The sequence below is a fragment of the Dyella nitratireducens genome, assembly GCF_014642835.1.
GTDB lineage: Bacteria > Pseudomonadota > Gammaproteobacteria > Xanthomonadales > Rhodanobacteraceae > Dyella_B > Dyella_B nitratireducens.
The window spans coordinates 113,323-127,812 of the sequence record NZ_BMJA01000005.1 but is presented as its reverse complement, the minus strand read 5'-3'; the positions used below and the strand labels follow the sequence as shown (position 1 = coordinate 127,812).

Annotated in this window: 7 protein-coding genes; 4 read left to right on the top strand and 3 right to left on the bottom strand. The window is 60.2% G+C overall.

The features are described 5' to 3' along the window. Window positions 1–62: 62 nt before the first annotated feature. The 3 genes from IEX75_RS20905 to IEX75_RS20895 form a co-directional block, all read right to left on the bottom strand. A complete protein-coding gene (locus IEX75_RS20905; protein ID WP_229721005.1) occupies window positions 63–1,565 on the bottom strand; it encodes a hypothetical protein in 1,503 nt (500 codons plus the stop codon). A gap of 266 nt (window positions 1,566–1,831) precedes the next feature. Further along, window positions 1,832–2,857: a terpene synthase family protein gene (locus IEX75_RS20900; RefSeq protein ID WP_188797399.1), complete on the bottom strand. Its 1,026-nt coding sequence runs from the start codon at window positions 2,855–2,857 to the stop codon at window positions 1,832–1,834. Window positions 2,858–3,260: 403 nt separating this feature from the next. Then, entirely contained in the window at window positions 3,261–4,877 is a 1,617-nt protein-coding gene (locus IEX75_RS20895; protein ID WP_188797397.1) for an alpha-glucosidase family protein, read from the bottom strand. A 574-nt stretch (window positions 4,878–5,451) separates the two neighbouring features. Between IEX75_RS20895 and IEX75_RS20890 the strand changes: the two genes are divergently transcribed. The 4 genes from IEX75_RS20890 to IEX75_RS20875 all read left to right on the top strand — a co-directional run bounded on the left by IEX75_RS20890 (window position 5,452) and on the right by IEX75_RS20875 (window position 14,410). Further along, entirely contained in the window at window positions 5,452–8,349 is a 2,898-nt protein-coding gene (locus IEX75_RS20890) for a TonB-dependent receptor (protein WP_188797395.1), read from the top strand. 162 nt (window positions 8,350–8,511) lie between these two features. Beyond that, window positions 8,512–10,077: an alpha-amylase family glycosyl hydrolase gene (locus IEX75_RS20885; protein WP_229721004.1), complete on the top strand. Its 1,566-nt coding sequence runs from the start codon at window positions 8,512–8,514 to the stop codon at window positions 10,075–10,077. 255 nt (window positions 10,078–10,332) lie between these two features. Then, window positions 10,333–12,681, top strand: coding sequence for a glycoside hydrolase family 31 protein (locus IEX75_RS20880; protein ID WP_188797393.1), 2,349 nt, complete (start codon window positions 10,333–10,335; stop codon window positions 12,679–12,681). Window positions 12,682–12,850: 169 nt separating this feature from the next. Continuing rightward, window positions 12,851–14,410 (top strand): GH39 family glycosyl hydrolase, encoded by a 1,560-nt coding sequence (locus IEX75_RS20875; RefSeq protein ID WP_188797391.1) that lies wholly within the window; start codon window positions 12,851–12,853, stop codon window positions 14,408–14,410. Window positions 14,411–14,490: the final 80 nt, after the last annotated feature.

The following is a 14,490-nucleotide window of genomic DNA, read 5'->3' as shown; positions in this document are numbered from 1 at the left end:
CAACCCACGAAGTCCAACAGTGAAGTGTTGCCGGGATCGTGCGGTCCCGGCAGTGGGAGCGATTACTGCGCGAACTCGTAGTAATCCACGCCCAGATCCTGGAACGCCGCTTCGTAAGTGTCACCGGTGCGGGCGATGACGAACTGGTTGACGGGCGGGCAGTCCAGCGCCACATCCTGTCCATCGTGCATGGCTTCGTACTGTTCGCGGGTGAGATCGGTGGACTCGGCCAGGGCGGTGCGGAAGCCGATCTTCGCCGCCGCTTCGCGCCAACCCGGCACCACGCGCAGCGGAATCGCCTCGGACGCATCGCCGCTGCCATAGCCGATGGCATACAGCTTGGCATCCGTCCATTCGACGTTGTTTTCCAGTGCCTGCTCGAAGCCGGCGGCAATCCACGCCGGCAGTGCGGCGGTGTAGAGATTACCCAGCTCCATCGCCCAATCCGTGCCCAGGTTCACGCGCGTCGCCAGCAATTGCTGGAATGCCGGGCTCTTGCGCGCCACGCCCGACAGCTTGGTGGTGAGCGGATGCGCATCTTGCGGGGCTTCAGCGTGGGCGCCCTGGCTCAGGAATTCGCCGAACAGATCCGGTGTGTTGCGGCACTCGGCGATCACGCCTTCCGGCGACACGCCGGCCTGTTCGCACAATGCCTGGAAATCGGCGTTGGGCTGCGGCGCACGCGCGAGTGCGCGGGCATAGATAAAGGCCAAAGCCTGCAGCGGCATCATGTGGTACGGGCGATGGAAGAACAGCCCGCCCGCGCCGTCGAGGAATGCCAGATCCGACACGCCCAGCCGCTGGATCATCGCATCCGTCGCCTGGCCTACTTCGTCGAGGTAGGCAAAGGTGGAGTACTTGCCGCTGAAAATCGGGAAGTCGTGCAGGCGGCGGTGGCGCTGGCCGTATTCCTGATGGAAGTAGCGCAGCAACGGCTTGCGGAAATCCGGGCCACGGAAATCCGAGGCGCTGCCGGCGTGTGCCAGATCCACCTCGAACAGCTTCGGCTGCGCTTCCACCAGCATCGCTACGGCGCCAGCGCCCTGTGTCTGCTCACCGCTGGAGCCACGCTCATACGCGGCGATGTCGCTGCACACCACGATGGCCTGGCGGCCGTTGGCATCAAACGCTACGTAGCGCAGCGCACTCTTGAGCGCATACACGCCACCCAGGCAAGCGTGCTTGAATTCGGGCACTTCCATCTGGCGCGACAGGCGCGGCAGCCCCAGGCGTTCCAGTTCGCGATCGACCATGCCGCGCACGATCACCGCGCCGGCGGAGTTGTCCTTGCTGCTTTCGGTGCCCAGTGCGAGCTGGCCGACGTTGCGCGGATCGATGTTGTATTGCTGGATCAGCCGCAACACGGCGGTGGCCGCCATGGTGTATGCGTCTTCATACGGTGCCGGTTGGCGGAAGCTGCGGCCTACCACGGCCTGAACCTTGTCCCAGGAATTACCCGTCCATTCGCACCAATCGCGCAGGGACACGCGCGGGCGGGGGACGTACAGGCTCATGCCGCTCACGCCAGGATTGCGTCGTGCTGCCGTATCGTTCGGTGTATTCAAAAGGTGGTTCCTCGATGTTGTCGGAGCAACGCCGGCTGCCATGGCCTCGCCATGCACGCTTGGGGCGCGCAGGTTGCGGGGGCATGGAGGGCGCGTGGCAGGGCGGGTTTCCTTGTAACGATTGAAACCGCCCAGGCGGGGGCATACGCGCGCCCGGCCGAACTACGAGATTTTAACCACGTTAGCTTTCGGCAAGTCGACTTTTGGTTACATACGCATCAGTCGAGGCTTTTTTGCACCGCATCGTGAACAATGCGGCGTGCGGATTACCAAGCCGTGATGGCCGCGTCCGGTTCAGCAAATGGCCGTGTGCCATGCTGCGCGGCCAGCCAGTCGCGGTAGCCGCTCATCCAGTGCTTCAGTCCGCTGATGTAGTGGGACAGGGCAGGCCCGGCGTTTTCCTTTACCACGGTGGCCGTGCGCAGGAAAGCTTCCAGTTCCGTGCGAATACGCTCGCTCACGCGGTCCACGCTGTGTTGCAGTGAGTAGCCCTGGCTGGTGTAAAGCGCTACGGCGTTCCGGCGAGGCGCCGATTGGCGGATGTCCATGCCCAGGTGCTGCACGTCGCTGCTCCAGCAGACAATGCGGTTGGTATGCCGCCGCAGCTGCTGCACATTCGGCCGATCGTGCTCATCCGTGGATAGGGGCAGGTCATTGGCGAAATCAATCAAGTAAAAGCACGGATACAAGCCGCCGGCATGACGCAGGATGGCCTCGTGCCGATGCGGTTGAGGTGCTTGCGCATGCGTGTGCTCCAGCATGCGCAAGCCTGCCATGCCCACCCACAAATGCATGGCGTGAGCGAAGCGATCGAATTGCGCGTCAGCCATGTTTGAGCGCAAATCACGGCACAGATCCGCCCAGGCGGTTTCACCGTAGACCGGCTCCTCGCCGGTACGGCTGGAGTCGAGCACGTCGATCACCGCGGTGAGATTGGAAATGGTGTAGGTCGACACCTTTTCGGTATGGCCGACGAACCAGTCGTCGATCAGGAAATACCAGGCATAGAAATTGGCAATCGTCTGCAGCCGTTCCATCGACGCATACGGATGGCAGCGCGCGGCCAGCCAGCCGAATTTCGCACGTGCCAGGCGTGCACGGTAATGCTCGTTGGGAACCAGGCCATGCTGCGTCAGCCATTGCTGCATGTGGGCTTCCACAAAGGGTGCATGTGGCGAGCAAGCGCTGGCCCAGGGGTAATACAGGTTCGGCATGTTCAATCCCGTCGGAGCGCGGCTGGCGCGAACTTCAAAGGGGGCGCGGACAGGCTTGAGATATTCGCTGTAATTCATGGCGGCTCTCTCGGTAAGAAACGAGCGCAACGGAATCACCGATAACGTGTTGCAAAGAAAACCCGTGTCGATCAGTACGCCATCGCACCGCTGCCGGTGTTTTGCATGTCATGCCGAAAGCAGCCGGCCTGGGCAGCGATATCACGGTAAAGCTTTCATGAGGCGCCTGGTCGGAGGCGCCGCCGAGTTACCAAAGGGGATGCACAACAGACCCGCCCACCGGCCCCCTGTCTCCGGTGGTTACGCGTGTGAAAGCCTAGGCTTAGAAACGTGATGGACCTGTGAATTTAGACGGTCAAGTAGCTTGATTTTTCGAGGAAATAAGTAGGAAGGCCAGTCGGGTGCCGGCGCGCCGACTCGGTTTTTCACTGCGACAGCGGTTCCGGAATGGATCGGCGAGTCCTTAGGCGATCCGCGCGAACAACACGCCGTGTCCGGGCAATTCGAGCTGCCCGTTGCGCAACACACCTTGCGGCAAGCCATGCCCTTCCAGTGGCGTGACCCCGTCGTATCCCTGCAACCTGACCGTCTGCGATTGCTTGCCGAGATTGAAAACCGCCAGCACTTGCTCGCTGCCATCACTGCGCAGGAAGGCCAGCACTGGCTCCGGCACATCCAGAAAACGGATATCGCCACGCCGCAGCGCAGGCTGTGCGGCACGCCAGCGCATGAAGCGGCGGAAGCCGTGCAGCACCGAATCCGGATCGGCTTCCTGATGCGACACGGCCAGCGTGTTATGGGCCTCATCGATCGGCAGCCACGGTGCCACCGAGCTGAAACCCGCGAACGGACCTTCATTCCAAGGCATCGGCGTGCGGCAGCCGTCGCGTCCCTTGAAGTTCGGCCAGAAGGTGATGCCGTACGGATCACGCAGCGATTCGAACGGTACCTCCGCTTCGGTCAGGCCAAGCTCTTCGCCCTGGTACACGCACACCGAACCGCGCAGCGAACACAGCATGGCAGTGAGCAGGTTCGCCAGGCGTGGCGACGCATTGCCATTGCCCCAGCGTGTGAGCACGCGTTCGACGTCATGATTGGAAATGGCCCAGCAGGGCCAGCCTTCGCTTACCTGCGCCTCCAATTGCGCCACCGTTTGGTGAATGTATGCGGCGCTGTAATCGCTGCTCAGCAATTCAAAGCTGTAGCCCATGTGCAAGCGATGGCCGCGCGTGTATTCAGCCATCGTCGCCAGCGAATCTTCCGAAGAAATTTCGCCAAGCGTTACGGCGTTGGGATAGCGATCGAGCAGGTGGCGCAAGTCACGCAGGAAATCGAGATTTTCCGGCTGCGTGTTGTTGTACAGGTGGTACTGGAACGCGTACGGATTGTCCGGGCTGAAGCCGCGGCCCACGCGCTTTTCTTTCGGCTTGGGCGGGTTGTCGCGCAGTTGCTTGTCGTGGAAGCAGAAATTGATCGCATCCAGGCGCAAGCCATCCACGCCTTTATCCAGCCAGAAGCGCACGTTGTCGAGCACCGCGGCGCGCACCTCCGGATGGTGGAAATTGAGATCCGGTTGCGAGGCAAGAAAGTTGTGCAGGTAATACTGACCGCGCCGCGGTTCCCACTGCCAGGCGGAGCCGCCGAAGATCGATAGCCAGTTGTTCGGCGGACTGCCATCAGGCTTGGCATCTGCCCACACGTACCAGTCGGCTTTTCCGTTACCGTTGTTTTCGCGGCTTTCCTTGAACCATGCATGCTGATCGGAGGTGTGGCTGAGCACCTGGTCGATCATCACTTTCAAGCCGAGGCCATGTGCCTTGGCGAGCAGGCGGTCGAAATCCTCGAGCGTACCGAACAGCGGATCGACGTCGCGGTAATCGGCAATGTCGTAGCCGAAATCGGCCATCGGCGAGCGGAAGAACGGCGCGATCCAGATCGCATCCACACCCAGGCTCGCCACGTAATCCAGCCGCTGGATGATGCCCGGCAGGTCGCCCACGCCATCACCGTTGGTATCCAGAAAACTGCGTGGATAGATCTGATAGATGACGGCGCCGCGCCACCAGGATGCATCGGTCATGTGAAACGCTTTCCTTAGTGAATCCGAAACTCGCCAGTTCTGTTTCGTTCCCTTGCCGTCATTCCCGCGAAAGCAAAACTAATGGATTCCCGCGTTCGTGGGAATGACGGCAACGCAAGGATTCCCCATGCACCAGGCGGACATTCCCGGGTAGGAAGCAGAGCTTGTTGGCGTGGTGCAGCTTAGTCGCGCAGTTCTGCGTGCTTGCAGGATTTGCATACGTATTCATTCGTGCTGCGGTTGCGATATGAATCGCATGACAAGCATTTGCAGTGGTGCGCAATGCTCCCGGCATGTTGCGTAAAAATCGCGTAATGCAGGCATTTTCAGCCGTTCAGGCGTCATGGCGAACGCGTGCAAGACACTCATGTTGCGCTGCGATGAGTGCTGCCCGCAGGTAGGTATGAATACGTATGCATGATGTGCTCTGCTTGGAAAAACGCGCCCTACCATGATTCCACGCAGCAGGTCTCAAGCCCGCGTGCAAGTTGCCGTTCCAGCAAACAGCATTGATACGGCGGCGAGCGATCAAGAAGAGACGCCTACAAAAAATGGTTTTGGGGAGGAGGGGAACGTGATACTCAAGCGTAATTTGCTGGTGATGGCTCTGGCTTCGGCAGGTCTCACCGTAGCTTTCGGCGTGCAGGCCGCGACGGGTGACAATGGTGCGCAGGCTGCGCCGGGCACGTCGCAGCAGAGCAGCACGGCGAGCACCAACAACGGTAGCGGCGGCACCAGCCAGACGACGACCAATTCGAAGAGCCAGCAGGCGCTGGCCAAGAGTTTGTCGACGGTGACGGTGACCGGTTTCAGCAGCAGCGTCGAGAAGTCGATCGATTACCAGCGCTACGCCGATACGATCCAGAACGTCGTGACCGCGGCTGACATCGGCGGTCTGCCCGACCAGTCGATCGCAGACGCGTTGACGCGCTTGCCCGGCGTTTCAGCCGAGCGCATCGCAGGCCAGGCGTCGCAGATCAACTGCCGCGGCTTGTCCGGCAACTTCATCGAAACCACGCTGGATGGCCGCGAGCAGCCCTCCACCAGCGGCAGCAACTACATCCAGTTCGATCAGTATCCTTCTGAGCTGATCAACATGGCGACCGTGTACAAGTCCTCGCAGGCGTCGTTGATCGAAGGCGGTGTGGGCTGCACGATCGCGATGCAGACGGCCAATCCGCTGGAGAACCCCAAGGACCAGTCGCTGAACGTCGATGCACGCGGCAGCTATGACGGCCAGGCGCATGACATCGTCGGCGACCATGCGATGGGCTATCGTGCCAGCGTTGCCTACCAGGGCAAGTTCCTCGATAACACCCTGGGCATCGGCATCGGTGTTGCACAGCTCTACCAGCCGCACGTTTCCGAGCAGTTCGTGGGTGAGGCGTTCGGCGGTTTGCAATCGCTCAACCCCAATAATCCCAATAGCGCCCAGGCGTACGTGCCGGAAGGCATCCAACTGCAGCAGGACGGCGGTACCGAGCGCCGCACGGGTTATCTGTCGACCGTCGTGTGGAAGCCGACGGATCATTTGCAGATCACCGGTGACATGTATTACTCGAAGTTCGACAACGACTACTACGGCTATGGTTTCCGGTCGCAGAACTTCTACGGCAACAACGCCATCATCACCAACCCGATCATCGGCGCCGGCAATACGCTGCTCGGCGGTACGGTCAGCACCAATCCGAACCAGAGCAACGTGCAGTTCGCCAACGAGACGACGGCCGACAACTACAGCACCAACACCGGTGTGTTTTCCGGTGGCCTGAACCTGAAATGGAACAGTGGCCCGTGGCACGTCGAATCGGATCTATCCCTTTCGCATGCCGAGAGCAACGAGATCAACGTGGATACCACGGCTGACGCATACACCGGTCTGGGTACCGCTGATCCCAAGCTGATGAATCAGTCCGTGACGTACGCGCTCAACGGCCTCAATGTCGGTTCGGCAACGGTTTCAAATCCCGGTGTTTACACGAACCCCAACGATATGGCGCTGTCGCGTTATGGCGTCTATCCGTACATCTACCACGATCGCTACAGGGCCTTCCGTACGGCCGTGCAGTACGACCTGGAAAGCAATCCGATCTTCACGGATATTCAGGCTGGCATCTACCTCAACAACCACACGTTCGAAGCCAACCGTACCGTGTGGGTCTATGGTTCGGAGTGGAATTCCTATCCGGTAGCCGGAGAGCCGCCGCTGCCGCTCAGCAGCGCCGATACGCAGCAAGTGTGCTGGAAGGGCAAGTTCAGCGGCCTGCCATGTTTCCTCAAGCTCAATACGTCGGCGATTCTTGCCCAGTACGGCATCCATCCCAACCCCCAGCTCGATTTGGATAACAACAGCTGGTCGGGCATCCAGAGCGGCACGGTGCACGAGAAAGTGCGCGACGTGTTCTTGATGGGCGACATCGATACCACGCTGTGGAACCATGAGTTGACCGGCAATATTGGTTTGCGTGTGTCGCATACCTCGCAAGGCAGCTCTGGCATCCAAGAGGTGGAGCCCGGTCAGGGCGTGCCGATGACGGACGGTTTCGGTTACGTCGCCAACGACTTCATCCCGATCAATGTCGGCATGTCCTACACCAAGTGGCTGCCGTCGATGAACCTGATCTATCACTGGACCGATAACGACCAGACGCGCTTCTCGATCGCCAAGGTGTTGTCGCGCCCGCCGATCGATTCGATGCTGGCCGGCGCAGGCTCTTACATCACGAACGGCCAGTACAACGTCTGGGGCGGCACCAGCCCGCTGCTGCGCCCGCTGACCGCGATGCAGTACGACCTGGATTACGAACACTACTTCGATAATTCCAGCGGCCTGTTCACGGCCGGCGTGTTCGTCAAGCACATCGATACGTTTGTGCAGACGAACGTGACGTACAACAACTTCAATTTTGCGTCGGTCGGCATCACGGTGCCGAACAATCCTGCGACCGGCCAGCCCTACTTGAATGGTTCGTACACGACCGCCTACAACGCGCAGGGCAGCATGATTCGCGGTCTGGAGCTGTCGTTCCAGAAGACGCACTTCCTGCCGGGTATCTGGTCGGGCCTCGGCTTTGGCGCCAACTACGCCTTCACGCAGAGCCCGTTCGGCGCAGTCTCGACGCTGGGTGGTCCGGCGCAGGTGCAGGCGTTGCCGGGCTTGTCACGCAACGTGGCCAGTGCACAGGTCTTCTTCGACAACGGTCTGTTCTCGGCCAACCTCACCGGTAACTACCGCTCGAAGTTCGTGTCCGACTCGCAGATCGCGGTCACCAACCAGATCGTGTACTTCGCGCCGGAAATGGTGTGGGACCTGCAGACGGCGTACAACGTCACCAAGAACGTCTCCCTGCTGTTCCAGGTGCTGAACCTTACCAACCAGCCGACCCGTACCTATTTCGGCAATTCCTCGGAAACCGGCACGATCCAGTACTTCGGACGTACGCTTTACGCGGGCTTCAATATCAAAATCTAAGTACGCTAGTGTTTGGCCTGGCGTCTATGAGCGACGCCAGGCGCTCCCTCCCCGGTCCTGTGGACGATTGCAGGGCCGGGTCTTTTACAGGCGCGATCCCCTTCGACCTCGTTGCGCGGCCGTGCCGTGACAGCGACACTCCATCCCCGGGAGGCGACCTCTATGTCCAAGTTCAGAGCCGTTTTACGTTCTTTTGCGATGTGCGCCGCGTTGGCGCTCTTGTCGATCCCGTCTTTTGCGCAAGACAACGCCGCGGTGACCAAACCGGTTGCGCAGGCATCCGGCGTTTACTACGAGATTTTCGTCCGCGCTTTCGACGACACCAACGGCGACGGCATCGGCGATCTCAACGGCGTGACGGCCAAGCTCGATTACATCAAATCGCTCGGCGTCAGCGGCATCTGGCTGATGCCGATCAATCCGTCGCCTAGTTACCACGGCTACGACATCACCGATTACGAAGGCATCAATCCGCAGTACGGCACGCTCAAGGATTTCAAAAAGCTGCTGGATGAGGCGCACAAGCGCGGCATCAAGGTGGTGATGGACATGGTGATCAACCACACCAGTGACCAGCATCCCTGGTTCAAGGCGGCGTTGAACCCGAAGGACCCGCATCACGATTGGTATCTATGGGCCAAGCCCGGCACGGATTTGACGGCGATCAGCGCCGTGGGCGGGCCAGCGTGGCATCGCGCATCGAATGGTGCGTATTACGAAGGCACTTTCACCGGTGCCATGCCTGATCTCAATTACGACAATCTGGCCGTCCGCAAAGAAATGGTCGACGTGGGTCGTTTCTGGCTGCGGCTAGGTGTGGATGGTTTTCGCCTGGATGCTGCACAGCACATCTACGATGATCTGCGCACCGACATGAGCGATCCGATTGCGTTGCAGAAGAACGTGCGCTGGTGGGCCGAGTATCGTCACGCGCTGGAGAAAACCAATCCGCGTGTGTGGCTGGTCGGCGAAGTGGCGCGCCAGAATCCGGATGACCTGACGCCGTACATGGGGCCGCTCAATACGGTGTTTAATTTTCCGCTTGCGACGCAGCTGATCGAGAGCGTGGAACAAGAGCGCAATCTCGGCATCGGCCGTGGATTGGCATTCACCTATGCGGCGTATCGCCAGCACGCCAACGGTGAGTTCGATGATGCCCCGTTCCTCTCCAATCACGACCAGGAACGGGTGATGAGCCAGCTGGATGACAACCTGGCGCACATGCGTCTTGCTGCCGCGTTGCTGCTGACGCTGCCGGGCCATCCTTTCATCTATTACGGCGAAGAGCTCGGCATGCAGGGCACCAAGCCCGACGAGGACATTCGTGAACCGATGCGCTGGTATCGCAACGGCAAAGGACCAGGCACGGCGAGCTGGAAGGACTGGAGCACCACCGATGATGCGTCGATTTCGGTGGAAGCTCAGGACAGCGATCCGGCTTCGCTGTTGAATTTGTATCGCAGGCTCATTGGTTGGCGTCAGCAGGTGAGTGCACTGCGCGATGGGGTACTGCAAAACGTGCCGGTGGTCGATCCGCACATGTTGGCCTATACGCTGCAGGACACGCAATCGCGCGTGCTGGTGGTACACAACCTGTCGCGTAAAGCGCGCGTTTTCGAGCTGGCGGGCGATGCGCACGCTAGCAGTGTGCTGCTGCAAACGGGTGGCGCGGTGCTGGCAAATGGGAAGTTGACGCTGCCGGCGTTTGCGACAGTCGTTCTCCTGTGAGCGTGTACCTCTGGCGTGGCCGACGTTTGCATTAATCCTGTGTCAGAGCGAGTCGTCATTCCGGCGAAGGCCGGAATCCATGCTTCGTACTTGCCATGGATTCCGGCCTTCGCCGGAATGACGTCGAGGAAAGACTGGCTTTGTCGCGAGGAACGACGCTTCGGAGGCTCAAGCATTTGTCCCCTATCCTGACGAAGTACGGTTATAGTCGGGCGGCTCGCAATGCCAGGTTCTTTGCAATAGAAAGGATGGTGGATGACAACCCTGCGTAATTTGGCCCTCTGTGGCCTGCTGATCTCCACGTCTTACTCGGCGCTTGCCGATCAAACCCCGCAGACCTTCGAGCTCGATCATGCCGATGCACGCGGCATCGAGCTGAGCCATGGCAGTGATCGCATCACCATACGCTTCGTTGCTCCGAACGTGGTGCAGATCCATGGCATGCCGCACGGTGTGAGTGCGCGTCCCGGCATCGTGATGGACCCGCATGCTTCGCGCGACACGCTTTCCGATCTGCGTGTGCACACGACGGCCGATAGTGCTTCCGTCGCGAGCAGCGAGTTGACCGCTAGCTGGGATAAACCAACCGGACGCCTCAGCATCGCCGATGCGCAAGGTCATGTTCTGCTGCAGACGGACCCTTCCACGCTGATGGACCGTCATATCGATCTGCAGCATGAGGCCGACGATCCGCTTTACGGTATCGGTGGCTACGATGCTTTCGAACCGGCCAAGAAGGGATTACTGCGCCAGGGCGTGCAGATCGCCAAGGCTGGTGAGCAAGGCTATCCGGGTGGCCCGTTCCTATGGAGCACGCGTGGTTATGGCGTGCTGGTCGATACGGTCGGCGCCAAATTCGATCTCAGCGACGGACACATCGACGTTACCGGCATCAACCGCGAGGACATCAGTTATGACGTGATCGCCGGCACGCCGCCGAAAATCTTCGCGGCCCTTGCCATCCTCAGCGGCGCGCCGCCGATGTTCCCGAAGTGGGCGATGGGTTTCACCAACAGCCAGTGGGGTATCGATGAGCAGGAGTTCCTGGCCATCGTGCATGGCTACCGCAGCCGGCATATTCCCATCGACAACTTCACCTTCGACTTCGACTGGAAGGCATGGGGCGATGACAGCTACGGCGAATTCCGCTGGAACGAGAAAAAATTCCCCGACGGCCCCACCGGCAAGCTGAAAGCCATGATGGATGAACTCGGCATGCACATGACCGGCATCATGAAGCCGCGCATCCATGTCGACACCGTCGAAGGGCGCTATGCCGAAGCACATGGTTTCTGGGCGACCAGCCGCCCGCAGAACATGGATTACTTCTCACTCAAGCCGGTGCGCGAGCTGGATTTCGATCAGGCGGCCGTGCGCGCGTGGTTCTTCAATGACACGCTGAAGCACTCGTTCGATACCGGCATTGTCGGCTGGTGGAACGACGAGGCCGACGACACCGACAGCAACACGCAATTCCTCAACATGCAGCGTGCGCTGTACGACGGGCAGCGCGCCTATACGCCGACCCGCGTGTGGTCGATCAACCGCGATTTCTACCTCGGCGCACAGCGTTATGCGTACGGGTTGTGGTCCGGCGATATCGACACGGGCTTCGACAGCATGGCAGCGCAGCGCCAGCGCATGCTCAGTGCCATCGACGTGGGCGAAATGAAGTGGGGCATGGACAGCGGTGGCTTCAAAGGCCATCCGGACGATGAAAACTACGCACGCTGGATCGAGTTTGCGGCGTTCGTGCCGATCTTCCGCGTGCACGGCACGCTGGGCGAAAAGCGTCAGCCATGGGCGTACGGGCCCACCGCCGAAAAAGCCGCGACCGATGCCATGCGCTTGCGCTATACGCTGATTCCCTACATCTACAGCTATGAGCATGGCGACACGACCGAGGGCGTGGGCATCGTGCGGCCGCTGACCTTCGATTATCCCGACGACGCGCAAGTGCGTGACGACGTGGATGCCTGGATGTTCGGCGATGGCCTGCTGGTGTCGCCGGTGGTGGAAAAAGGCCAGACGGAAAAGGACATCTATCTACCTGCGGGTGAGTGGACCGATTACTTCACCGGCAAGGTGTACCAGGGAGGGCAGACCCTCCACTACATGGTGGATAGCAAGACGTGGGGCGATATCCCGCTGTTTATTCGCGAAGGCGCGATCATTCCCACCCAGCCGGCTATGGATTATGTGGGTGAGCAGCCCGTGACGGAGCTGACGGTGGACGTGTTCCCCGCCGAGCACGCCACGCATTTCGACTACTACGATGATGACGGCAGCACGTATGCCTACGAACACGGCGTGTACTATGCCCAGCGGCTCAGCGCACAGCGCAATACTGATGGCGTCGAGTTCAGCATCGACCCGCCGCATGGCAGCTACAAGCCCGAACTGACGTATTACCTGGTGAAAGTGCATGGCGTGGCGGCTGCCACGGCAGGATCGCTCAAGTCGTATGCGAATGTGGACGCGCTGCAGGCGGCGAAGGGTGAGGGCTGGGCGATTGATCACGATCGCTATGGTGATGTGACGCTGCTGCGGCTTGCTGCCGAGAAGGCGAAGCATGTGGTGTTGCGGGCAGCAGACTCGCATTGAACCCGTAGGTTGGGGTGCAAACCCCAGCGTCTTTATGCGTGGAACCTGACGAGGTTGGGGTTTGCACCCCAACCTACGGCGCGGCATTGAACGCTGGCCCAGATATGTAAGACACTTGCGCCTGTGAAAGTAAACGTTTACATGCCGGCAAAAATCTCAAGGACTCGCCATGCCCGCTACCGCACTGTTCCACCGCACTGCATCAAAGCTCGGCCTCGCCATGCTGCTGGCTTTCGGCGCTACCTACGCTGCAACGCCACCGGCGCCCGACACGGTCGCCATCAAGGTCGACGCCAGCGCGAAGGGCACGGCCTTCCCGCATTTCTGGGAGCAGATGTTCGGCTCGGGCCGCGCGGTGCTGGCGCTGCGTGACGATTACCGCAAGGACATCGACGCCGTGCATCAGGCCACCGGCTTCGGCTACGTGCGCTTCCATGGCATCTTCGATCGCGATGTGGGCCTGGTATCGCGTGATAAGGACGGCCATATCCACTACAACTTCTCCTACGTCGACCAGATCTACGACGGACTGCTGGAGCGTGGCATCAAGCCGTTCGTCGAGCTGAGCTTCATGCCGCCGGAGCTGAGCTCGGATCCTTCGCAGCAGCATGATTTTTGGTATCACCCGAACGTGATGCCGCCAAAGGATTACGCCGAGTGGGATGCGATGATTCGCGCCTTTGCCGAGCATCTGATCGGACGCTACGGCATTGATGAGGTGTCGAGCTGGTATTTCGAAGTGTGGAATGAGCCAAACCTCACTTTCTGGGGTGGCAAACCGGAGCAGTCCACTTATTTCACGCTGTACGACAACACGGCGCGCACGTTGAAAGCGGTGAATCCGCGTATCCGCGTGGGCGGGCCCAGCACGGCACAGGCGGCATGGGTGCCGGATTTCCTCATGCATGTGCGCACTGCGAAGGTGCCAGCGGATTTCGTAAGCACGCATGTGTATGGCGATGACACGGCGCAAAACGTGTTCAAGACCGAAGAAAACATTCCGCGCGCCGACATGGTGTGCCGTGCCGTCGACAAGGTGCATCGCGAGATCGCAGCTTCGCCGTATCCGAAGCTGCCGCTGATTTTCAGCGAATACAACGCTTCCTACGCCAACCTGCCGAATGTCACCGACACGATCTACATGGGTCCGTGGATGGCGAACACGATCCGCGAATGCGCGGGCAAGGTCGACATCATGAGTTACTGGAGCTTTTCCGATGTATTCGAAGAGCAGGGTGTGGTGCGCAATCCCTTCTATGGCGGCTTCGGCCTGATTGCGGCAGATCGTATCCAGAAGCCGGCGTTCAACGCGTTTGCGATGCTGCATCGCCTGGGTGATACACGCCTGCCGGTATCTTCGAATAGCGCGCTGGCTACTCGCCGTGACGACGGCACGGTGGTGCTGGCGCTATGGAATTACGCGCCGCCGGTGGGTGACACCGACGCGTACAGCAAGGGCGAGCCCCAGGGATCGATCAAGCACTTCGACGTCGATGTGTCGCACCTGGGCACAGGTGCGAAGGCCACCGTGTGGCGTCTGGATGAAAACCATGGCAATGCGGTGGCCTTGTTCGATCAGATGGGGCGTCCGGATTTCCCGAGTCGCGAGCAGATTGCGCAGTTGCGCGATGCGGGCAAACTGGCTGGGCCGTCGTCGATAGTGTTGGAGAACGGTCGCTTACGGATTGATATTCCGCCGCAAGGGTTGGTGGTCGTTGAGGTGCATTGATGCGTAGGCTGGGGTGCAAACCCCAGCGTCATGCTGCATGGAGACGTCGATGTTGGGGTTTGCACCCCAACCTACGGGTT